Here is a 23,090-nt window from a genome sequence, read left to right as displayed (position 1 = left end):
ACATGTTCCTCCCTTCCTTTTCCAAATGAAAATGCACAGCACTCTCTAAATTTCTCACCACATTTTATTAGGGTGTAAGAGGGGGTGTCAATCATAAAATTTTGGAAGAGGAATGGAAGCGGTTGCGCTCTTATGACAGTCTTTAGAAAAGTCCGGAATTCAAAAATCGGACTCAGCTTTTAAGGCTTTTTTCTGCAGCAGTAGAGTAGTCTGAGCTCCTTCCTGAATAAAAAAACTCCTGTCCCTGCTGCCTCTGTCATGTTGAAATAAAAAGGGGAGGTTTTCTGTCCAACAGAAAACCTCCCCTTTTTGCCGTGTGGTCGAAAGCTGCTGACAAGGATGCAGCCTTTTTCCATTAAAAGACTTTCGTCGTCCAGTCTTCGCAATTCCATACATCCGTCACGATATCCTGGTAAAATTCCGGTTCGTGTGAAATGAGCAGAACGCTGCCCTTATATTCCTTAAGGGCTCTTTTCAGTTCAGCTTTGGCATCCACATCCAGGTGATTGGTCGGCTCGTCAAGAACGAGAAGATTGGTTTCTTTATTGATCAGCTTACAGAGGCGGACTTTTGCTTTTTCTCCACCACTGAGCACCTGGACTTTGCTCTCAATGTGTTTTCTAGTCAGCCCGCACTTAGCGAGGGCGGCGCGTACTTCATACTGGGTGAAGTGCCGGAATTCTTCCCACACTTCTTCAATACAGGTGCGGCTTCCCACATCGGTCAGCTCCTGTTCGAAGTATCCGATGTGCAGGTGTTCTCCAAGTTCCACGGATCCGGAGACAGGTTGAATTTCCCCGAGGATGCTTTTCAGCAGGGTCGTCTTACCGATTCCGTTTGCCCCGGAGAGGGCTATTTTCTGGCCGCGTTCCATAGATAAATTCAAAGGACGGGACAGAGGCTCGTCGTAGCCGATGACGAGGTCTTTCGTCTCAAATAGATACTTTCCCGGTGTACGGGCCTGCTTGAATTGGAAGCTCGGTTTCGGTTTTTCTTTATCCAGTTCGATAACATCCATCTTATCCAGCTTTTTCTGGCGGCTCATCGCCATTTTACTTGTAGCGGCATTGGCTTTATTGCGGGCTACGAAATCCTTGAGGCTGGCGATTTCCTTCTGCTGCTTTTTATAAGCGGCCTCCAGCTGCTGTTTCTTCATTTCATATACTCTTTGAAATTCCTCATAATCTCCCGGATAACGGTTCAGCTCCTGGTTTTCCATGTGATAGATCAAATTGACCACACTGTTCAGGAAAGGAATGTCGTGAGAGATGAGAATAAAGGCATTCTCATACTGCTGCAGGTAAGTGCGCAGCCATTCAATATGTTCGACGTCCAAATAGTTGGTCGGCTCATCCAGAAGCAGGATATCCGGTTTTTCCAGCAGCAGCTTGGCAAGCAGCACTTTCGTCCTCTGACCACCGCTCAAGTCGTGGACATCCCGCTCAAGGCCGATATCATCCAGCCCGATCCCATTGGCGACTTCATCCACCTTTGCATCAATGGTGTAAAAATCATTGTTGGTCAGCATATCCTGAATGCTTCCGGTTTCCTCCAGGAGGGTTTCCAGTTCTTCAGGAGAGACTTCTCCCATTTTTGCGAAGAGGTTGTTCATTTCCTGCTCCATATCAAATAAATACTGAAAAGCTGTTCTCAGCACGTCACGGATGGTCATGCCCTTGGCAAGGTCTGCGTGTTGGTCAAGATAACCAATCCGGATCCGCTTGGACCAGGTGATGGAACCGGCATCCGGTTCAAGTTTTCCAGTAATGATATTCATAAACGTTGATTTACCTTCGCCATTGGCACCGATCAACCCGATGTGCTCCCCTTTTAAAAGACGGAAGGACACATCCTCGAAAATCGCACGGTCACCAAAGCCGTGGCTCAGGTTTTTTACTGTTAGTAAACTCATAGTCGTAAACACCTTTTTTCCTTGTAGTAAAATTGCTCTTACTCATTATAAAGGGGATGGACGCTGGATGACAGGGTGCGGAGAAAAAAAGAGTAAATAATCCGCACGTGGGAAAGGTAAGCGAAAAGGTTGAACGGGCGTGGATACGATGAAATATGACTGCATTATTATAGGAGGAGGTCCGGCCGGGCTGCAGGCAGCCGTCCAGCTTGGAAGGTATATGCGGAGCGTCCTTATCGTAGATGCTGGTTCAGGGAGGTCCTCGGCGTGCCGGAAATACAGTAACCTGCTTGGTTTTCCGGACGGTGTCAGCGGGGATACATTGAGAAGGCGTGGTCTGAAACAAGTAGAGGCTCTTGGAGTTACGCGTGTGGAAGAAGAGGTCAGCCGTGTTCATAAGTCTTTCACAGATTTTATTGTCCAGACCCGGAAAGACCGCGTGTACAAAGGTAAAAGTCTTTTGTTCGCTACAGGTGTCCAGGATGCATACCCGTATGTCCCTGGTTTACAGGAGTGTCTGGGGGTTTCTGTCTATATTTGTCCGGATTGCGACGGGTATGAAGTGAAAGGCAAACGGACAGCTGTCTGGGGGTGCGGAGACCCAGGGGCGGACATGGTGGAAACCATCTATTACTGGACGAGAGATATTATTTATGTCAACCATGGTGCCCTTCCATTGACTGCTGAGAAAAGAAGGGGGCTTGAGGATAAGGAAATCCCTGTCTATGAAGCGGTGGTTACGGACCTTGCCCATCATCTTGGACAGGTCCAGTCCTTGAGAAGTTCCACTGGAGAGTCCTGGGCTGAGGAAAAAACCTTTCTTGCTTTTGGTGGAAGCCGCCCCCGAACCGAATTGGCTTACTCTCTCGGTGTCATTCAGGATGATAAAGGACACGTTCTCGTGGAGCCCCGAACGAAAATGACAAATATTGAAGGCGTCTGGGCTGCTGGGGATATTTTGATGCATTCTCAGCTGGTCAGTACAGCGGCAGCCGATGGAGCTCAGGCGGCGGTTTGGATTCACAAATGGCTTCACAGGCAGTCTTTTTGATTTTGGCCGGGTCCTGTAGGATAATTATAGATGACTCACGTCTTTTTCCTCAAAATCCCCATTACCAACGAAGGAGCATAGACCTTCCATGTTTTTCGAAGCTTTTGGAACAGACTCATTTTTATTATTAACCGCTTTATTACTTTTCAGCGGTGTATTCGTAGCTAAATTCTCAAGCCGCTGGGGGATCCCGGCGCTTATTTTATTCATTTTGATCGGCATGTTATTCGGAAGTGAGGGCCTCGGCATCGTTTATTTCAACGATGCATCAACGGCACAGTTGATAGGTGTATTTGCCCTTGTCATTATTCTATTTGAAGGCGGGCTCCATACGAAGTGGGCTACAGTGAAGTCTGTTGCACTTCCGTCTCTGTCACTCGCCACCCTTGGTGTGCTCCTTACCTCGATGATTGCCGGGTTTTCCGTCTATTTTCTGTTTGAACTCAGTCTGTTGGAGAGCCTCTTGTTTGGTGCCATTGTAGGATCCACTGATGCTGCAGCCGTTTTCGCTGCCTTGAAAGAAAGGAATATCAAGGCGAAAATGGGAGCGACGCTTGAGGCTGAGTCAGGGACGAACGACCCGATGGCCGTCTTCTTGACTTTATCTTTCATTGAATTGATTACTTCACCGGATACATCCCTGTGGATGCTGATCCCCCGCTTTTTCTTCCAGATGGGTCTCGGTCTTGTATTTGGTTTTGTGTTAGGGAAACTCGCTTCGGTTTCGATTAATAAGATTAAACTGGATTCCAGTGCTCTTTATCCGATTTTCTCGGTAGCCTTTGCCCTGGCTACTTACAGCATAACAGCATTCAGCGGAGGCAGTGGCTTTCTTGGAGTATACGTAGCGGCGCTTGTGATTGGTAATAGCGAATTGACATACCGGTATTCCATCTTTCAGTTTAACGAAGGCTTTGCATGGATGGCGCAGATTTTAATGTTTGTGATTCTCGGCCTTTTTGTTTTTCCTAGTGAATTGTTCACCGCCCCGATCATGATCAATGGTCTTCTGCTTTCGGCGGTGCTTATTTTAATTGCCCGCCCCGCCGCCGTGTTTTTGTCATTACTTGGCATGAACTACTCGAATAAGGAAAAGTTGTTTATATCGTGGGCTGGTTTGAGGGGAGCTGTCCCTATCGTTCTCGCTACGTTCCCGATTGTAGAAGGCTTGGAAAACAGCCAGAGCTTGTTTAACCTCGTTTTCTTTGTTGTTCTGACATCAGCCCTTGTGCAGGGATCGACGATTTCCTATGTAGCCAAGAAGATGACATTGGTAGGTCCGAAAAAGGATGTGCCCCACCACAGCATCGAACTTATATCGATGGGGAAAGCCAAAGCCGAGATGATTCAGTATCAGACCAATGCTGAATCAGCGGTTGTCGGAAAAAAACTGCATGAGGTAAGCTTTCCCAACCGTGCCAATATCAGTGCCATTATACGCGATAACGAAGTGATTACCCCTTACGGAGAGACAGAGATTCACGCTGGGGACTTTTTATACATCCTTGTCGAGGAGAAGTATAAGGCCCAGCTGAAGCGGACACTGGAGGAGCGGGTGAAAAAAAGTAAAGAGAAACAAAAAGAAAAGCAGAAACAGGACGCGGTCAACTAACGTGTCTGTTTCTGTATTTTTTTGCATCTATGACGAAAAAGGACATATGTCCTTTCCGAGCGCTCTGTCTTCCTTTTTAATATAGGAAGAACAGGAGGCTGACGTATGAAAGGTGCATTATTTTCCCTGCTTGGAGGTCTTTGTATCACGCTGCAGGGCATTTTCAACGCGAGAATGAGTGATTCCATTGGCGGCTGGCATACAACATCAATGGTTCATTTGGTGGCCTTTGCCATTTCATTCTCCATTTATATGAAAGTAAGAGATGGAAAAGGGAAGAGCTTTGCGCGTGTTCCCTTCGTATATTTGACCGGAGGGACTTTCGGTGTCATTGTCGTCTTTTCCGAATTAACCGCTATCCATCAGATCGGTCCGGCTGCTGCTATTGCTGTTTTACTTGTCGCGCAGATTGGTACCGCCTTTATCATTGAATCACGCGGATGGTTTGGTGAGAAGAAAATACCAATTACCCTGAGGCAGGCGGCAGGACTGACGATGATGGTGCTTGGCGTGATCCTTTTTCAACTTTGATTTAGAGGAGACATCACCATGAAAGAAGCAAGCACAAAGAAAATGATGGACTACCTGTCCATGTATGATCTTGACCAGTATTTTCCCGGACCCTATAAGGATAAGCTTCAATTGTTTTCCTTTACAGAAGGTGAAGATTTATTTGTGCCGGGGGAAAGGCTGGACCGGCTTTATTTCTTAGTCGAAGGGAAAATTAAAATTTACACCCTCACACCAGAAGGCCAGTCACTGATCAACCGGTTTAAAAAACCGCTCGCAGTCATCGGCGATGTTGAATATGTAAAGCAAAGTGCCGTACTTAATTCTGTTGAAGCGGTCAGTTCGGGTGAAATGATCGGTTTTCCCTATGCAGCACTGAAGGATTTGGAAAAGGAGCACCCGGCTATTCTCCGTTTCCTTTTGGAAATGGTGGCACATAAATTTTATACAGAGGCTCATTTTACGAGTATGCATATGCTTTATCCAGTTGAAGTCCGGCTGGCCGGGTACTTGCTGTCCATTTCTTCTGTAGGTGAAGGGACCGCTTTTCATCAGGAAATGCGTACGTCCAACTTATCCGAACTGGCCGAGTGGATTGGAACGAGCTACCGCCATTTGAACCGGGTCCTGAGAAAGATGGAAGCTGATGAAGTTATCGAAAGGTCGAGAGGATCGATTATGATAAAAAATTTACAGGAGCTCCGGCTGCTGGCAAAAGGTAATATTTATGAATAAGGAGGAATTCGATGTCAGGCATCGTTCTTGCCGTCGCGGCAGGCATATTGATCAGTCTGCAAAATGTCTTTAATGCCCGGGTCAGTGAGAAAACAGGGCCATGGGCCACAACAACGCTAGTGCTCGGTCTTGGCCTTGTCTGTTCACTGCCGGTGTTTTACGCCGTTGAAAGGGAAAGTCTGTTCACTTTTGGAAATGTAAATCCGATTTATCTATTCGGCGGGGTCTTTGGTGTTGGAATCGTTTTCTTTTTAATGCAGGGAGTTACGTTGATCGGCCCGGCTTATGCTATTTCAATTGCTTTGATTTCCCAGATCGTTCTTGCATTCATCATTAATACAGGAGGATGGTTCGGGTTTGCTGCTTCCGATTTATCCTGGCAGAAGCTGCTTGGTATTGCTCTTTTAATCGGTGGTGTCCTTGTTTATAAACTGGAGAAAAAGCCGGAGGTACGTGAACATACAGAGGAGCATCAGCTGCGGGCCTGAAGCCCACGGCTGATTATTCATCCATCTGCAGGTATTTTTTCAAGGCGATAAGCGGCCAGATAGCATGATAGCTGTGGTAATGGATATAAAAATTTCCGGGCAGGCCCGCTCCCGTAGGGTATCGGGTACTCCAATCTTCGTTTTTCAGCTGCGTTAACAGACTGGAGACTCCTTGATCAATGGCAGGCGTCCTTTTTTTGTAAACCGAAAGAAGAGCATCCAAAGCCCAGGCTGTCTGAGAGGGTGTGCTGGTGCCTAACGGAGTGTATGTTCCATTTTGATCACTCCGGCATGACTCTCCCCAGCCGCCATCCGTGTTCTGAATGGACATCAACCATTCAGCTGCCTTGAGAACGGCAGGGTGGTCGATGGTTTTTCCGGCAGCGGCCAAACCGGTCAGCGCCGCCCATGTCCCGTAGATGTAACAGACTCCCCAGCGTCCGTACCATGAACCGTCCTTTTCCTGATGATCGATCAGCCAATGGACGGCTTTTTTTACGCTTGGATGGTCAGGTTTAAGACCACCATCTGTGCATAAGAATTCCAGTGTTCTCCCTGTCAGATCCGCTGTGGATGGATCAAGAGCGGCATGCGCAGCTCCATCCATCGGCACATAGCGGAGGAGTGGGTTTGTTTTCCCTTTTTCAAAAGCCGGCCAGCCCCCATCTTCATTTTGAAGTCCCATCACCCAGTTCAACCCACGAGTATAATGGTTCGTGAGCGGAGGATGACTTTTTAAAAAGGGGGAAAGAGCTCGTAAAGCTGCCGTGGTATCATCAAGATCAGGATGGATGGAATTGCTTTTTGAAAACCCCCACCCTCCGGGTAGAAGAGAAGGCGCTCCCATCACCCAGTCTCCGTATTTGTACTGCTGATGTTGGAGGAGAAAGGATAATGCTTTGGTACAGCCTGCTTTAGATGATGGAGCAAAGGCTAGAGCATAAGCCGCCAGGGCGGTATCCCAAATGGCTGAGGGGGAGTTCTGCATATGATACCCTTCCTGGAGTGGAAAGAGGTGGGTTCTCAATCCTGAAATGGCCCGTTGAATGACAGGATGGGATTCTTTATACCCGCATGACAGCAGGGCATAAATCATATAAGCGGTGGAGCTCGTATAACTATAAAGTGTTCCATCCGATTCAATTCGATCAATCATATAGGATTCCAGTCTTTTTCTGGCGGTCCAGTACAGCTGCTCTGGAGCTCCGGCAAGATGGAGAATTTTCCTTTTTATATGAGCAAGCAGCTGTGGAGAACGATGGTCTGATCCATCTTCCACTGTTCGGTTATTCAATGTGTGAAAGTCTGGAATCCCTGGTTTCAACAGGCGGAATTTTTTGTCGGACATAAGCAGGATCGGTGCCATATGCACCCTTGCATAGCTGCTGAAATCATAAAAGGACAAAGGCGATTCAGGGGGGAGGAGGCTGATATGAACAGGCAGGTGGAAGACATGCGGCCAATCATATTCCCCGTAGATGGCAAGTAAAATTTTTGTCATGGAGTGGGAGCGGCGAAGACCTCCTTTGGCACGGATGAAATGAAAAGCTTTTTGTATTTCCGGACTTTCCTTCTTATAAAACCCGGCGTAAAGAAGGGCAAATGAAGCTTCGATCGTTGCAGATAGATTCCCTTTTTCATCATGATAGAGGGACCACCAGCCTTCTGGCTGTTGTAAGGAAGCAAGTCGTGTGCATAGACTTTGGACGGTGGAAGCATCATTCGTAAACGAGCGCAGCAAAAGGATCATCGAGACATCTGTGGAAAGACTGTTTTCAAAACAGTAAGAGTAGTGACCATCGTGGCCCTGTTCAGCCTGGACGGCAGAAGTGATTTCAGAAACGGCCTTTTCTGCTGCATCCTTCATGAGCGGCCCTCCCTTTTCGGGTGCGTCGTGGTGGAGATTGGGGAAGAGCTGATGGTAAAGATGAAATCATCGACAAAAGCCTGCACATCAAATTCAAGACAAATCGCAGGGTCACCCGGGTTGGAGTGTGACCCCGGGCGGAAATCGGCAATAGATGTTCCTTTTCCTTCCCCTTCGACTAAAACAGAGACGGATCTTCTTACATATCTTCCCTTCCCAGGGTTGATCATCAAGTATAAAGTCAATACATCATGGAGAGGAGCCCCTTTGATTCCGGGGATAAGGGTTTGATAAGCTTCTGTATAGTAATCCATAAGTTCTTTGAGAATCGGCACAAGGGGATGAGAAGAATAATCCGTGATCTGCTGGATATGGTGAGGGGTAATGACGGCTTTTGATGTCACATTCAAGGGAATGATATAGATGGTCGCAGCCCGCTGAAGGACGATGTTGGCGGCAACGGGATCACCAAAAAAATTGGCCTCCGCAGATGGGGTGACATTGCCTGGAACCAAAAACGCCCCACCCATGAGGAAAATGTCTTTAATGTGAGGTTCTATATCGCTCCCGAGGAGAAATAAATGCGCAAGCGCTGTGTTCCGCCCGATGTCCACAATCGTTACATCGGTATGGGCAAGGAGAATATCATACACATCAGAAAAGTTGTTGAGTCTCCCTTTAAAGGGTGGAGGAGTCAATGGACCGAGTCCGTCCGGCCCATGAATTTCAGGGTAGTACTCAGGGGTTTCACCACTCAATGGACTGTTTGTTCCACCGATCATGGGAATGGAAGGGAATCCGGCTTTATTCAAAAGAAAAGCTGCGTTATCAACAGCTTTTTGTTTCGTTACATTTCCGTAGCTTGAGACGATGGCGAGCACTTCAATTTGGGGATGCATCAGGGCATACATAATGGCGATGGAATCATCAATACCAGGGTCGGTGAACAGGATGATTTTTTTCACTAATCTGCTCCTCCCTCATCATATGTGCTTCTACCATCGTATGGGCAGAAAGAATATTTCATGTATATCAGAAAGGTGGACATCCCGTGGCAAAATTATCGAGGAATGATATGTATATCCGATCGCTTCAATTGTTAAGAGAAAAGGTTCCATCCTTTCAATCCTTTCCTTTTCATTTACCTGTGCTGAGGGAATTGAACGAACTTCAGTTCCATCCTAATGTCACGTTCATCGTAGGTGAGAATGGAATGGGGAAATCCACTCTGCTTGAAGGAGCGGCTGTAGCCTATGGGTTTAATCCTGAAGGCGGGACAAAGAATTTCAATTTCACAAGCTATGATTCGCACTCTCACCTTGATGAGTACCTGCGCCTTGTTAAAGGGATAAAAAAACCGGACGATCAATTTTTCTTCCGGGCAGAAACGTTCTATAATGTAGCAACAAATATTGAGGATATGGATAGTGATCCGATGGGAGGGGGGAAGGTTATTGATTCCTTTGGAGGTACCTCCCTGCATGAGCAGTCCCATGGAGAGTCTTTCTTTGCTGCCTTCAATCATCGTTTCTTCGGAAAGGGGCTGTATATTCTGGATGAACCTGAAGCCGCCCTTTCTCCATTGAGGCAGCTTTCGATGCTCTCGAGAATGCATGACCTTGTAGAGAATGAATCCCAGTTCATCATATCCACCCACTCCCCGATTCTTATGGCTTATCCTCATGCAGAAATTGTTCAGCTTACAGAGGAAGGATGCCGGAAAGTCGGGGTCGAAGAAACGAGTCATTACCACATTATGAAGCAGTTCATTGAAGATCGGGAACGATTGTTTTATCACCTGCTGCAATAAGGAAGACCGGTGCGTTCGGCACCGGTCTTTTTGTCGATACAGCTCGTTTCAGAATAAAAACGGATCGAGTCTGGGGGGGGGGGCATGGACCAAAATCCTGCAGCAGATCAGGAATAGAAAAAGGCTGACGGGAATATTCCCGTCAGCCACAGAACCGGTGCTTTTCTCACCGGTCGTATAGGAAAAGGCCTGTTATTTCAGGTTGCTCCGGATATACTTAACGATTTTACGGATTTCATTTGGGTGGGGACGGCCGAATGGGCTTGTCTGACGCTGTTGGTACAAGACTTTCCCCTGGTCATCTGTCAGAAAGTAGGCCGGTTCTCCATGAGTTCCATGATCTTCATACGGCGCCTGCTCATCATGATAATGGACACCGTAGGAAGAAAGGAATTCCAGGTTCTCATCAATAAGCACAGGGAATGTGAAATCATGCTCCTCCACCATTTTCTCAAGAGCTGCCTTATCGTCATGCGTGACAGTTATGAGGCGGATGTTATGTTTGTCGAAATAGTCTCTGCTGTTTTGGAATTCATCAAGTTCACTCATGCAGGCCGGGCACCAGGAGCCGCGGAAATAGACGATGAGGTTCCAGTTTTCACCTTCTTGTTTTAACGTGTCTGAGAAGCTGAAGGTTTCCCCGGACACGGTTGGTAGTGTGAAATCAGGTGCATCTTGGTTTAATTTGAATGTAGTCAAAGTTGGACACTCCTTTTCTATTTCATTCCTAGTCCTATACCCTTTTCATACGGAATATAACATAAAACGATCGGAAAACAGGAAAGCGGGTGCCTGCGATGGGCACCCGCTGGTTGATCAGCAGACGAAAGCTGCTCCAACGATAATCAAGAGAATGAACAATACAACAATCAATACGAAACCGCCGCCGGATCCGTATCCACCGTATCCATAACCGCAGCCATAGCCGCCGAAACCACCAGGGTATCCACCATATCCAAAGCCCATTGAGGAAAACTCCTTTCTGACATGAATTGAGGATGGTTCCTCTACACTGATAGCATATGTCCAGGTCTGAATCCTGCGTGTGCGGTTGTCTACTTCACCAGGGATTCACATGAGTTCAAAGTTGATACATATACTTGTACAAAAGTTAAGCTGAAGTGGGGGATAGGCATGGGCGTGGTGCCGACGGCGGAATCAGTGAAACGATTTTGCAAGGCTGCAGCGAAAAGGAAAGTGGATATAAACGAAATGCAGCGAAAGATGTTATGCAGGACGGCGGATCATCCGTTTCCTGAGTTTACAGAAAAAGAAATCCAGCAGCTTCTTCACTTCTATGGATTATTTAAGCCCGAAAACTACCAAAGAGCAGAAAGGTTGGTGAAAGAGTGGGAGGAGCATGAGTTATATTCGCGTCTTGAGAAGGAATTCAAGCGTCTGAAAAAAATGTGGCACGGTCCTGATGTACCTGTTTATTTATATCCTTTTCAAGAAACGGGAGGTCTCTTCGGAAAACATGGGAGAGGTGGAGCAGCTTTCAAAGAGGCGTTGTATATCTTTTATGGCGGGGTTTCGGAAAAGGACGACTGGAAAGCTGTACTTGCTCATGAGTACAACCATGTCTGCCGCCTTCACCAAGGGTCCTATTCAATGAATAAGGTCACACTTCTGGATTCCCTTATCATTGAGGGCTTAGGAGAATACGCAGTCCTCGAACTCTACGGGGAAGAATACACCGCACCATGGACACAAAGGTATTCCGACCGGCATTTGAAGCAGATCTGGAAAAAGAAATACCTTCCTTCCATCTATTTGAGAGGTCAGAAGAAACATATGAATTATTTGTATGGCAGTCGAAGGCAGGGACTTCCGAAGTGGGCTGGATACCAGCTGGGCTACCGGATGGTGGCGTCCTACCATAAATCCCACCCGGAAGAAACGATGCTTTCTTTGCTTCAAAAAAGTGCATCAGAAATCTATCAGGGTTCCCTTTTTACTGACAGGTAGTTAAAAAACGACCCGTGACTGCTATCTGGAAGGAATCAAGGAAACAGGGACAGATGCATATACGGCCTTTCTTTTCTGCACATAGGATATGTATGAATCTTATGAATGGAGGAGGAGGGTTCTCGTTGTTTGATAAATTTGAAAAAAAGACAGGCGTCAAAATGGATGAAGTCTTTAAGCTGGCACAATCCCTGCAGGGGGCAAACTTTAAAGATGAAAAAACCATTCGCAACGTAATTAAGAAAGTATCTTCCCTTGCCAATCGTCCGGTATCCAGGGAGAAAGAAGATATGATCGTCAAGGCTATTCTTGATGGCAAAGTGCCGAAAGACATGGCTTCTATGGAGAAAATGATGAAGAAGAAAAAGTAAAAGGAAAACCTTTATCTGGCATGACCATACCGGATGAAGGTTTATTTTTTTCACCTCTTTCTTTGTTACAATGAACAAAAGGAGAGTGAATCGTATGAAGTCGATCATATGGATGATGGTCATCTTATTGGTGATTGTCGTAGGAAGCGTGGTCTGGTTCATGGTTGCAGCGGGGGCTTGAAACGGTGGTTTCTTCACAGGGTAATAGTGCAGGAGGAGAGGGAAGATGAAAGGGTACAAAATCATAGAAATGAAAACGGAATCTGATTTCCGTTCTGTTTTTCCAGTCATGCAGGAGCTGCGTCCCCATTTAAGTGAGCAGAGCTTTGTAGAACTTGTTCAGGAGGCCGTCTCTGTGGATCGTTATCACCTTTATGGATTATGGAACGATGGAGTGCTTGTGGCTGCTGCAGGATTCAAGCCGATGACGACGCTGTACTACGGCAGGTTCGTATGGGTATGTGATTTAGTCACAACTGCCGGAGAGCGCTCTTCGGGATGGGGGAGCATCCTCCTGCAGTTCATTGAAGGATGGGCCGAGCAGCACGGTTTTACAAGCATCGCTTTATCTTCAGGACTCACAAGACAAATAGCCCATAAATTTTACGAGAAACATATGCAGTAAGAAAAAGTGAGTACGGTATTCCGGAAGCAGCTTGATACATAAAGTAGGTTTTGCGATAAAACCAGGAAAAACTGTCTCTCGAGAGGCAGTTTTTTCATTCTAATCTTCGTTTGAATGTTGACGCTTGAAAGCGTAGAGCATATGATGGGTATACAATCAAACATGTATTTGAATGAGGTGGACAGAATGCCTGAAAAGGTAATGAAAAAGCAAGCCGGAGATACGTGCGATATCTTCTGTTATGACGAGGCGCTTGTTCAGCGCGTGCAGCCTCAGGTGGAGCGGGTGTCCGGCGTGGAGCAGATTTTTAAAGCTCTATCCGATCCGACACGCATGAAAATCGCCTACGCTCTAACCCTGGAAGATGAGCTGTGCGTGTGTGATGTGGCAAATATTATTGGATCGACAACCGCTACGGCCTCTCATCACTTACGGCTCCTGCGTAATATGAATCTTGCTAAGCATAGGAAGAAAGGGAAGCTCGTCTTTTATTCCCTGGCTGATGAACATGTCCGGCAATTAGTATCGATCGCCTTACTGCACAACGAACATGAGTGATGGTACAGAATGGAGATGGGGTTTATGAGTACGAACGAAAAAGATATACAAAATAGCTGCTGTTCCGGCAGCCACGAGCAAAAGCCGGGAGCGATCCAGTCCCGGTCTTCCTGCTGCTCGAAAGAGAATTCCAGCAGGAGGGATGAGGAACATTCCTGCTCCTCCAATCAACGAAAAGAGGATCAGGAAAACGTATGCTGTGAAACCAGTGAAGAAGAGGAAGACGAGGAGTCCGGTCCTTCGGCACCTCCGACACAGCTTGCAGAATACCAGATTAAAGGCATGGATTGTCCTTCGTGTGCCGCAACGATTGAAAAAAGTCTCCGAAAAAAAGAGGGGGTGCAATCTGTTTCCGTCCATTATGGTACAGCTAAAATGGTTGTCGGCGGAGAAAGCCGGGCTGTTTATGAACAAATTCCTCATCAGGTGAGAAAGCTGGGATTTGAAGCCGAGCCTCTTCAAACCGGCAGGGAGATGGAAACATATAGAGTAGAAGGGATGGACTGTGGTTCGTGTGCCGTGACCATTGAAAAGCATCTGTCGAATCACCCCGATGTTCAGGATGTACGCGTGAATTTTTCCACAGGTAAACTTCATGTCCTTCACACGACAAAACCTGAAGAAATCATGAGAGGCGTCCAAAAATCGGGTTTTGAAGCTTATCTTGAAAAAGAGGGTTCCTCTAAGGAAGGTCAAAAGACTCCTCGAAGACCTTTTCCTTCTGCTGTAATATCGGGGGCTCTTCTTGCCCTGGGCTTTATCGGGTCCTTCACGTCGCTGTCTGTCGTATGGGTGACGGCTTTCTATGCGCTGGCCATTGCCGTGGGAGGGTGGAAACCGTTAAGAAGTGCTTTCTATGCTGTGAGAAGCGGCTCGCTTGATATGAACGTGCTGATGGCTTCCGCGGCTCTTGGAGCAGCCCTGATTGGGGAATGGTTCGAAGGAGCTATGGTCGTCTGGTTGTTTGCTTTAGGGAATGCCCTTCAAAATCGATCGTTGGAAAAAACGAGAGATTCCATTCGCAGCTTAATGAACATTGCTCCGGCTGAAGCGTTGGTGAAAGAAGGCCGTCAGTGGGTCAGCAAAGCTGTTGAAGCGGTATCGATCGGGGAGGTCATCGTTGTCAAGCCGGGGGACCGCGTTCCTTTGGATGGAGAGATCATCCAAGGAGCTTCCAGCTTGAACCAGGCACCCATTACAGGTGAATCTCTTCCTGTTGATAAGCAGGAAGGAGATACAGTTTATGCCGGGACGATTAATGAGAGTGGCTCTTTGGAAGTCCGTGTAACGAAACGATCCGAAGATACAGCCATTGCAAAAATCATACATCTGGTGGAAGAAGCACAGGAAAAGAAAGCTCCTACCCAGGCGTTTGTAGACCGATTCGCAGCTGTTTACACACCTATTGTGTTTATGCTGGCTCTGTTAGTAATGGTCATCCCTCCGTTGGTTACAGGAGGAGCATGGAGCGAATGGCTTTATAAAGGGATTTCCCTGCTTGTTGTTGCCTGTCCGTGTGCCCTGGTGATCTCCACCCCGGTAGCGATCGTATCGGCCATTGGGAATGCAGCCCGGCATGGTGTACTGATCAAAGGTGGAACATTCCTTGAAAAAGCGGGTGCCATCCAAGCTATTGCCTTTGATAAAACCGGTACCCTGACAGAAGGTAAACCGAAAGTAGCAGATGTTATTGCTCTTAATGGAGAAAAAGAGAATCTCATCAGGATTGCGGGGACGATTGAAGAATATTCTACTCATCCGATAGCGGCAGCCGTATCATCGTATGCATCAGAACGGCAGATATCAACAGCCCGCGGGAGTGATTTCCGCACACGGCCTGGCAAAGGCGCCCAGGCCAAGATAGATGGGACTGTCTATTACGCAGGGAATCCGAAATTGTTCAAAGAACTGGGAGTTGATCTGGATGAAGTGGAAAATCAATTGGATCAGCTCGAGTCAGAAGGGAAAACCCTCGTTCTTATAGGTACGGATAAAGAAATACAAGGGATCATTTCTGTCGCTGACTCTATCAGGGAAATCACGATCCGGTCGATCCAATCCTTGAAGCAATCGGGATTAAAAGAACTGGTTATGCTTACGGGAGATAACGAGGGGACCGCCAAGCGGATAGCAGCAGAAGCAGGTGTGGACCGTTATTTCGCTGATTTGATGCCGGAAGATAAAACAAAAGCGATCGAGAAACTGCAGGAGGAAGGGAAACAAGTGGCTATGGTGGGGGATGGGATCAACGATGCTCCTGCTCTTGCTTCCTCAGACCTTGGTATTGCGATGGGCGGTGCTGGGACGGATACAGCTATGGAAACAGCTGACGTCGTTCTAATGGCGGATAATCTGGAAATGCTGCCTCATACGATACGATTGAGCCGTAAAGCCTTGACCATTATCAAACAGAACGTTTGGTTTTCCCTGCTTACGAAACTGGCGGCGCTCATTTTGATTTTTCCAGGTTTCTTAACGTTGTGGATGGCTGTGTTAAGTGATACAGGTGCTGCTCTGATCGTCATCCTCAATAGTATGAGACTGCTTCGCAAAAACGCATAGATCGAAGAAAATCCCGGATGAGACATCCGGGATTTTTTATTGTTGAGGATATTTTCGTTAGTTGAACCGCAGAAATATTCCCAAGTTCGATGAAAAAAGACAATCTTAAACGGTTTTAAACCCTATTACTTTCACAATTTCATTAACTGAAAATTATGATATATTGAAAATGTGCTAGATAAATAGGAGGGATTCGATGAATTGGAAATCAGTAATGGCTACCTTTGTTCTGGGTACGAGTCTTGTGTCTGGCGGGACACTCGCTCATGCGGAGACAGGCAAAGATGTAAAAGAGGTACCGAACGCATCGGAGTTTATGCAGAAAGAATGGCAGGCGAAAAATGTTAAATCAGAAAAAGGGATTCAGGAATTCTTTAAGCAGAATGCGAAAGACTTTCAGCTGAATCCATCCAAAGATTTGAAATTAATGGATACAGAAACCGATGAACTTGGAATGAAGCATTACACATACCAACGGGTGATTGAGGGAATTCCTGTCGCTGATTCAGAAGTCGTGGTACATACCGATAAGAACGGGAATGTTTCAGCTGTGAATGGTGAATTTCATATGGATGCACCAGACAAGCTTGAAGAAAAACGAAGCGTAAGCAAGACGAAGTCGTTGATGCTCGCTTGGAAACACATTGACGTAGATCGCAGTGAAGCGGATAAAGTCCAGAAAAGTGATGTAGGTGAAGATTTTGAAACGTTAACGGAAAACACAGATCTTGTTGTGTTCCATGGTGAACAGGGGTATACGCTGGCTTACCAAGTGGAGCTTCAGTTTGCTCAGCCTTATCCTGCCAATTGGAAGGTGTATATTAATGCGGAGTCAGGAGAAGTGTTGAAAGCTGCCAACGCTGTCCATGAAGCTACAGGTACAGGAACAGGTGTATTGGGAGATACGAAATCACTTAACACCTACGCGTACAACAACACGTACTATTTATATGATACGACAAAGCCAATGAGCGGGGTTATTGAAACATTTGATAACTATGGTGGACAATTTAGTAATCTACCAGGAAGTTATGTTACCGATTCTGGTAATACGTTCACAAGCGAAAGACAGAAAGCGGCTGTAGATGCTCATTACTATGCTGGAGAAGTTTTTGATTATTTCTATGATACATTCGGTCGTGAAAGTTATGATGACCAGGGATCCAATATTCGTTCCACTGTCCATTACGGTTCGAATTACAATAATGCAGCCTGGACAGGGAACCAGATGATTTATGGAGATGGGGACGGCAGTACGTTCACATATCTATCCGGTGCTGACGATATCGTCGCTCATGAATTGACTCATGCTGTGACAGATACAACCGCTGACCTTGTGTATGAAAATCAGCCGGGAGCTTTAAATGAGTCCTTCTCTGATGTGTTTGGTTATTTTGTAGATTCAGAGGACTGGCTGATGGGTGAGGATGTGTATACGCCGGGTCGTTCAGGAGATGCGCTGCGTTCCATGTCCAATCCGAATGCCTATGACCAGCCCTCTCATATGAATGAATACCGCAACCTTCCGAATACGGAAGCAGGGGACTGGGGCGGTGTCCACATCAACAGCGGCATTCCGAACAAAGCTGCTTACAATACCATTAACAGCATTGGGAAATCGAAAGCAGAAAAGATTTATTACCGTGCCCTTACGGTTTACCTGACACCGAACAGCAATTTTTCCAGTGCCAAGCAGGCGCTTGAGCAGTCAGCTCAGGATCTATATGGATCTTCAACTGCCAGCGCTGTTACACAGGCTTGGAATAATGTAGGCGTCAATTAAGCAGAGGATCAAAAGAAGCAGAGCCACCGCTCTGCTTCTTTTTTTATGGAAAATACAGAATAGTATCGTATTTTTTCATGGAATCGGTAATTCCGCACATTTGAAAGAGAATGAAGCGTTGACAAATTTCTCGGAAGCACGTAGTATAATGTACGAGAGTGAGAATCATTATCACTGTTAAATGGTTTAAATGTTCGAAAGGGGTCCTTATTATGACACGTCTACATACGGATGGTCTCCATGTGGGCTACGAGGATAAACTCATTGTAGAGGATATGACACTGGAAATTCCGGAAGGGAAAATAACGACGATTATTGGGGCCAACGGCTGTGGGAAATCCACACTGCTGAAATCGATTGCACGCATCATCCCTAAACAGGAAGGAAGCATTTATCTGGACGGTGAAAGCATTCATAATCACCCGACAAAGGAACTGGCCAAAAAGATGGCGATTCTTCCTCAATCTCCGGAAGGTGCTCCAGGATTAACAGTCGGTGAGCTTGTATCATACGGACGCTTTCCTTATCAAAAAGGGTTCGGCCGTCTATCGAAAAAAGATCGGGAGGTCATTGACTGGGCTGTTGAAATGACAGGAATGACGGAATTTAAATACCGGCCGGTGGATGCCTTGTCGGGTGGACAGCGGCAGCGGGTATGGATTGCGATGGCCCTGGCTCAGGAAACAGATCTCATCCTGCTTGATGAACCGACGACCTATCTTGATATGGCACACCAGCTGGAAGTTCTCGAACTGCTGGAACGGCTGAATAAAGAAGAAGGACGGACGATTGTCATGGTGCTTCATGATGTCAACCAGGCTGCCAGGTTTGCTGATCACCTGATTGCATTGAAGCACGGACGAATCATAAAATCTGGATCCGGACAGGAAGTCATTCATAAAAGCGTGTTAAGAAGGGTCTTTCATATTGATGCTGAAATCGTTGCGGACCCTCGAACAGGAAAACCTATTTGTTTGACATACAACTTATTAAAGGGAGATAGAAATCATGAAGAAAATCTGGCTGATCGGTCTCTTGTCACTGCTGCTCATTCTTAGCGCCTGTGGTGGTGGAGAAACAGAAAACGAAAATACAGGGAATGAAAGCGGAGACGATACACAAACCGAAGAGACGAGTGCTGATTCAGAAACAAGAATGTATGAGTCCGAAAACGGTGAAGTTGAAGTTCCGGCTGAGCCGGAGCGGGTGGTTGTCCTCTCGTCCTTCGCGGGTAATGTTCTTGCGCTGGATACGAACATTGTAGGGGTGGACGCATGGTCTAAAGGCAACCCGTTGTTCGAGGAAGATCTTGCGGATGCAGAAGAGCTTTCTGATGAAAGTCTTGAGAAAATCATTGAGCTTGACCCGGATTTGATTATCGGGCTGGCGAACACGAAAAACAAGGACAAACTGAATGAAATTGCTCCGACCGTCACCTACACGTATGGTGAGCTCGATTATTTGGAGCAGCATGTGGAAATCGGGAAACTTCTGAACAAAGAAGAGGAAGCCCAGCAGTGGGTGGATGAATTTAAGGAAAAAGCCGGGGAAGCGGGTACAGAAATCAAAAATGAAATCGGTGAAGATGCGACGGTCACTGTATTCGAAGAGTTTGATAAGCAGCTTTATGTCTTCGGAGATAACTGGGCACGCGGAACAGAAATTCTCTATCAAGAGATGGAACTGAAGATGCCTGATAAAGTGAAGGAAATGGCACTTGAGGATGGTTTCTATGCGATTTCTCCGGAAGTGCTCTCAGACTTTGCCGGGGATTACATGATTTTCAGTAAGTCGGATGGTGCAGACAGCTCCTTCCAGGAAACGGAAACGTACAAGAATATTCCTGCTGTAGAAAACGATCAAGTGTTTGAAGCAGATGCCGAAGCTTTCTACTTCAATGATCCTCTTTCACTGGAACACCAGCTCAGCTTCTTTCAAGAGAAGTTTTTGAACGAATAACCTTTTGTAGAAAAGATGAGACTTTATGCAGACTTTTTCAGTAAGGCAACTATATAAATTCATAATTGGAATCGCCGTCCTCATCCTTTCTTTCTTTGTCGCCATGACATTCGGGGCGGCGGACACCACCTTTAAGCAGGCGTGGGTTTCCATGACGACCAGTTCGCTGGACTCAACTACGACGATGTTAAGGGAAATCCGTCTGCCGCGGGAGATTGCTGCCGCCCTTGTCGGGGCGGCGCTGGCGGTGTCAGGGGCGATTATGCAGGGGTTGACCCGGAACCCTCTTGCTGATCCGGGTCTGCTTGGTTTAACCGCAGGGGCAAATGCTGCACTTGCGGTTACACTTGCTTTATTCCCTTCTGCGAATTACATGGGAATTATGCTGGCCTGTTTCATTGGAGCGGCCGTCGGAGTGGTTCTTGTGTTTGGAATCGGTTCAGCTAAACGCGGCGGTTTTTCTCCGTTCAGGATTGTACTTGCCGGAGCAGCCATTTCAGCGTTTTTGTTCGCTGTGGCCGAAGGTGTAGCCCTTTATTTCAAAGTGTCCAAAGATGTATCCATGTGGACGGCCGGTGGGTTGATCGGAACGTCCTGGAGTCAGATACAGCTTATTGCTCCCATTGTATTCATCGGGACGATCGTTGCTGTCCTGCTGGCCCGTCAGCTGACGATTATCAGCTTGAATGAGGAAGTGGCCGTTGGACTCGGGCAGAATATCCTGACTGTTAAAATTATCTTATTCATCGTCATTACCCTGCTGGCCGGAGCAGCGGTGGCGCTGGTCGGAAATCTTGCCTTTGTCGGTTTGATGGTGCCCCATATGGTCAGACCGATCGTGGGAAATGATTACAGAATGGTGCTTCCGATGTCTGCTTTGTTCGGTGGAGCTTTCCTTCTCCTCGCGGATACATTGGCCCGGACGATTAACGCCCCTTATGAAACGCCGGTTGCAGCGATTGTTGCTGTACTCGGTCTGCCGTTCTTCCTCTTTGTTATACAAAAAAGGGGGAATGCATTCTCATGATTCATCCTTCCGTCTTGAAAAAACAACGTCTATATCTGGTCCTGCTTTCACTCTTAATTTTAGCAACCGCTGTAGCAGGGCTTGGTCTCGGATATTCCTCCGTTTCCTATGACCGGATTCTTCCAACGATCCTCGGGAACGGCGGTTTTAAAGAGGAATTTGTTTTATTTTCGATTCGTCTTCCACGGATGATCATAACCGTACTGGCGGGGATGGCTCTTGCTTTATCCGGCGCTATTCTTCAAGGGATCAGCCGGAATGATCTCGCTGATCCGGGAATTATCGGAATCAATGCAGGGGCAGGGGCTGCTGTTGCGCTCTTCTTTTTGTTTGCTCCCATTGATGCAGGCTCTTTCGTTTATATTCTTCCACTGATCGCATTCGGGGGAGCAATGATTACGGCCCTGGGTATTTATTTGTTTTCCTATAATAAAAGGACCGGGTTTGAGCCTGTCCGTTTAGTGCTGGTCGGTGTCGGGTTTTCCATGGCTCTTTCCGGTTTAATGATTATTCTCATATCATCAGCACCAAGGGAGAAAGTGGACTTCATCTCCAAATGGCTGGCAGGCAGTATCTGGGGCACAGACTGGCCTTTCATCCTTGCGCTGCTGCCATGGATCATCGTTTTAATTCCATTTGCACTTTGGAAAAGCAACGTTATGAATCTACTAAACACAAGTGAACCGGTTTCCATCGGCGTTGGTCTTCCGCTTAAGAAAGAGCGTTTTATTATGTTGATGACCGCAGTAGCTCTTGCTGCTTCTGCTGTATCCGTTACCGGAGGGATTGCATTTGTCGGTTTGATGGCTCCTCACCTGGCCAAGGTACTTATCGGTCCGAGAAGCCAGCTGTACCTGCCTTTGAGTATCCTGATAGGAGGGTGGCTTCTGTTGTTTGCTGACACGGTCGGGAGAAACATCGCAGAACCCGATGGGATTGCAGCCGGAATTATGACTGCGCTTATCGGCGCCCCTTATTTTATTTATCTATTATTGAAGAAGTCCTGATCACCGGTTTCCTATTGCGGGACATCCGTTGACTATTAAAAAAATATGGATGTCTACTGGCAATCAGGAAGAGAGCTTATCATAGGCTTTTCTTGAAGAAAGGGAGAGTTTCTGAAGTCCAGAAACTCTCCCTTTTAATATTTCAAAGTCACAGGACAGCCAATTATTACGTCTCTTGAATCACTGAATATCAGGCTGTAAGACACGTAAATGAATATATATACAGGGGGTGGGTCCCGGCCGCTTCCTGCTGTACAAAAAACGCCTCCCGATCAGCCGGGAGGCGTTTTTAGCATTTATTGAGTCAATCCTTCTTTAATCGTTTTGATATTCCATTCCATCATGGAGATGTAACTGTCTCCATCTTCTCCAGGTTCAGCAAGGGAATCGGTAAAGACTTTACCCCTGATCGGAACATCGGTTTCTGATGATACAGCTTCCATACTCCGGGCATCAATACTGGTTTCGAGGAACAATCCTGTGATTTCTCTTTCATTGATCAAATCTACAATTCTAGTAATTTGATCAGGAGTTCCCTGGTTTTCCTGGTTGATTTCCCAAATGTATTCGGCTTGGAAGTTGTAAGCCTCACTGAAATATTTGAATGCTCCTTCACTTGTAACGAGCACACGTTCTTCCTCGGGGATTTCCTCGAACTGGGCCACTGCTTCATCATGCAGATCCTGCAGTTCTGCGATATATTCTTCTGCATTTTTTTCATAGACTTCCTTGTTCTCAGGATCCACCTTAATCAGGCCGTCCCGTGCGTTTTCAGCATACTGGATCCCGTTTTGAATATTCAGCCAGGCGTGAGGATCTTCTTCACCCTCCTTGCCTTCTGTGGTTAAGTACATGGCTTCAACATTTTCACTCATTAAAAAGACAGGAGCATCGTCGCCGGCTTTTCCGGTGGTTTCCATCAGTTTATTGAACCATGAATTTCCCGCTTCCAAATTCAAACCATTGTAGAATACGGCATCAGCATCTGTTGTTTTCTTTACATCTTCCGGTAGTGGATCGTATTCATGGGGGTTGGAGCCGATGGGAGCGAGACTGTGAATCTCCACTTTGTCACCACCGACATTTTTAACGATGTCATAAATAATGGAGTACGTCGTTACGACCTGTACTTTTTCATCTTCCTCTTTCGTTCCGCTTGCTTCATTGTCTCCACAGGCTGCCAGAAAGAGCAGAGTGGAAAACACGAGTACACTAAGGATCCAATTCTTTTTTAACATAATATCA

General features: G+C 46.7%; 22 protein-coding genes. 16 read left to right on the top strand and 6 right to left on the bottom strand.

The features are described from left to right. Positions 1–355: 355 nt before the first annotated feature. The gene (gene abc-f / locus ACXAGL_RS19185) at positions 356–1,912 is read right to left on the bottom strand and encodes a ribosomal protection-like ABC-F family protein (protein WP_474971306.1); all 1,557 of its coding nucleotides are present in this window, start codon (positions 1,910–1,912) and stop codon (positions 356–358) included. Between the two features lie 148 nt (positions 1,913–2,060). On the opposite strand from abc-f, the gene ACXAGL_RS19180 reads away from it, so the two are divergent. From ACXAGL_RS19180 to ACXAGL_RS19160, 5 genes are all read left to right on the top strand, one after another. Beyond that, positions 2,061–2,963, top strand: coding sequence for an NAD(P)/FAD-dependent oxidoreductase (locus tag ACXAGL_RS19180; RefSeq protein ID WP_474992419.1), 903 nt, complete (start codon positions 2,061–2,063; stop codon positions 2,961–2,963). Positions 2,964–3,051: 88 nt separating this feature from the next. Further along, positions 3,052–4,575 (top strand): potassium/proton antiporter, encoded by a 1,524-nt coding sequence (locus ACXAGL_RS19175; protein ID WP_027954595.1) that lies wholly within the window; start codon positions 3,052–3,054, stop codon positions 4,573–4,575. 105 nt (positions 4,576–4,680) lie between these two features. Further along, positions 4,681–5,106 carry a DMT family transporter gene (locus ACXAGL_RS19170; protein ID WP_027954594.1) on the top strand — a complete coding sequence of 142 codons (426 nt, stop codon included), beginning with the start codon at positions 4,681–4,683 and terminating at the stop codon, positions 5,104–5,106. 18 nt (positions 5,107–5,124) lie between these two features. After that, entirely contained in the window at positions 5,125–5,820 is a 696-nt protein-coding gene (locus tag ACXAGL_RS19165) for a Crp/Fnr family transcriptional regulator (protein ID WP_474992207.1), read from the top strand. Positions 5,821–5,831: 11 nt separating this feature from the next. Further along, entirely contained in the window at positions 5,832–6,308 is a 477-nt protein-coding gene (locus tag ACXAGL_RS19160) for a DMT family transporter (protein WP_474992205.1), read from the top strand. Positions 6,309–6,321: 13 nt separating this feature from the next. Here the strand turns inward: ACXAGL_RS19160 and ACXAGL_RS19155 are convergent, their stop codons facing one another. Together ACXAGL_RS19155 and ACXAGL_RS19150 are read right to left on the bottom strand one after the other, a co-directional pair. Further along, complete coding sequence (locus ACXAGL_RS19155) at positions 6,322–8,175, bottom strand: terpene cyclase/mutase family protein (protein ID WP_474992203.1); 1,854 nt, start codon at positions 8,173–8,175, stop codon at positions 6,322–6,324. Beyond that, positions 8,172–9,140: a nucleoside hydrolase gene (locus ACXAGL_RS19150; RefSeq protein ID WP_474971310.1), complete on the bottom strand. Its 969-nt coding sequence runs from the start codon at positions 9,138–9,140 to the stop codon at positions 8,172–8,174. The genes ACXAGL_RS19155 and ACXAGL_RS19150 overlap by 4 nt, the downstream gene beginning before the upstream one ends. Before the next feature lie 110 nt (positions 9,141–9,250). On the opposite strand from ACXAGL_RS19150, the gene ACXAGL_RS19145 reads away from it, so the two are divergent. Next, positions 9,251–9,985, top strand: coding sequence for an AAA family ATPase (locus tag ACXAGL_RS19145; protein WP_474992418.1), 735 nt, complete (start codon positions 9,251–9,253; stop codon positions 9,983–9,985). Positions 9,986–10,177: 192 nt separating this feature from the next. On the opposite strand, the gene ACXAGL_RS19140 is transcribed toward ACXAGL_RS19145, so the two are convergent. Together ACXAGL_RS19140 and ACXAGL_RS19135 are read right to left on the bottom strand one after the other, a co-directional pair. Then, the gene (locus ACXAGL_RS19140; protein WP_474968840.1) at positions 10,178–10,684 is read right to left on the bottom strand and encodes a peroxiredoxin family protein; all 507 of its coding nucleotides are present in this window, start codon (positions 10,682–10,684) and stop codon (positions 10,178–10,180) included. A 117-nt stretch (positions 10,685–10,801) separates the two neighbouring features. After that, complete coding sequence (locus ACXAGL_RS19135; RefSeq protein WP_084163045.1) at positions 10,802–10,951, bottom strand: YjcZ family sporulation protein; 150 nt, start codon at positions 10,949–10,951, stop codon at positions 10,802–10,804. Between the two features lie 246 nt (positions 10,952–11,197). On the opposite strand from ACXAGL_RS19135, the gene ACXAGL_RS19130 reads away from it, so the two are divergent. From ACXAGL_RS19130 to ACXAGL_RS19085, 10 genes are all read left to right on the top strand, one after another. Next, the gene (locus ACXAGL_RS19130) at positions 11,198–11,953 is read left to right on the top strand and encodes a DUF2268 domain-containing putative Zn-dependent protease (RefSeq protein ID WP_474992202.1); all 756 of its coding nucleotides are present in this window, start codon (positions 11,198–11,200) and stop codon (positions 11,951–11,953) included. Positions 11,954–12,078: 125 nt separating this feature from the next. Next, complete coding sequence (locus ACXAGL_RS19125; protein WP_027954587.1) at positions 12,079–12,324, top strand: stage VI sporulation protein F; 246 nt, start codon at positions 12,079–12,081, stop codon at positions 12,322–12,324. Positions 12,325–12,550: 226 nt separating this feature from the next. Then, positions 12,551–12,949, top strand: a complete 399-nt coding sequence (locus ACXAGL_RS19120; protein ID WP_474992201.1) for a GNAT family N-acetyltransferase — start codon at positions 12,551–12,553, stop codon at positions 12,947–12,949. Between the two features lie 186 nt (positions 12,950–13,135). Then, entirely contained in the window at positions 13,136–13,507 is a 372-nt protein-coding gene (locus ACXAGL_RS19115; protein ID WP_474968837.1) for an ArsR/SmtB family transcription factor, read from the top strand. A 24-nt stretch (positions 13,508–13,531) separates the two neighbouring features. Then, positions 13,532–16,069 (top strand): heavy metal translocating P-type ATPase, encoded by a 2,538-nt coding sequence (locus ACXAGL_RS19110; RefSeq protein WP_474992200.1) that lies wholly within the window; start codon positions 13,532–13,534, stop codon positions 16,067–16,069. Between the two features lie 196 nt (positions 16,070–16,265). Continuing rightward, a complete protein-coding gene (locus tag ACXAGL_RS19105; protein ID WP_474968835.1) occupies positions 16,266–17,852 on the top strand; it encodes a M4 family metallopeptidase in 1,587 nt (528 codons plus the stop codon). A 212-nt stretch (positions 17,853–18,064) separates the two neighbouring features. Continuing rightward, positions 18,065–18,910, top strand: a complete 846-nt coding sequence (locus tag ACXAGL_RS19100; protein WP_474992198.1) for an ABC transporter ATP-binding protein — start codon at positions 18,065–18,067, stop codon at positions 18,908–18,910. Then, complete coding sequence (locus ACXAGL_RS19095) at positions 18,861–19,811, top strand: iron-hydroxamate ABC transporter substrate-binding protein (protein ID WP_474992197.1); 951 nt, start codon at positions 18,861–18,863, stop codon at positions 19,809–19,811. Before ACXAGL_RS19100 ends, ACXAGL_RS19095 begins: the two co-directional genes overlap by 50 nt. A gap of 25 nt (positions 19,812–19,836) precedes the next feature. Further along, positions 19,837–20,838, top strand: a complete 1,002-nt coding sequence (locus ACXAGL_RS19090) for a FecCD family ABC transporter permease (RefSeq protein WP_474992195.1) — start codon at positions 19,837–19,839, stop codon at positions 20,836–20,838. Then, positions 20,835–21,845, top strand: coding sequence for a FecCD family ABC transporter permease (locus ACXAGL_RS19085; RefSeq protein WP_474992194.1), 1,011 nt, complete (start codon positions 20,835–20,837; stop codon positions 21,843–21,845). The genes ACXAGL_RS19090 and ACXAGL_RS19085 overlap by 4 nt, the downstream gene beginning before the upstream one ends. Positions 21,846–22,141: 296 nt before the next feature. Here ACXAGL_RS19085 and ACXAGL_RS19080 read toward each other — a convergent pair whose 3' ends face one another. Then, positions 22,142–23,083 (bottom strand): metal ABC transporter solute-binding protein, Zn/Mn family, encoded by a 942-nt coding sequence (locus ACXAGL_RS19080; protein WP_474968830.1) that lies wholly within the window; start codon positions 23,081–23,083, stop codon positions 22,142–22,144. Between the last annotated feature and the right edge of the window lie 7 nt (positions 23,084–23,090).

The sequence above is a fragment of the Halobacillus sp. ABA4_118 genome (assembly GCF_056160205.1).
The sequence above is the reverse complement of the archived record's forward strand: the minus strand, read 5'-3'. Positions and strand labels throughout refer to the sequence as shown.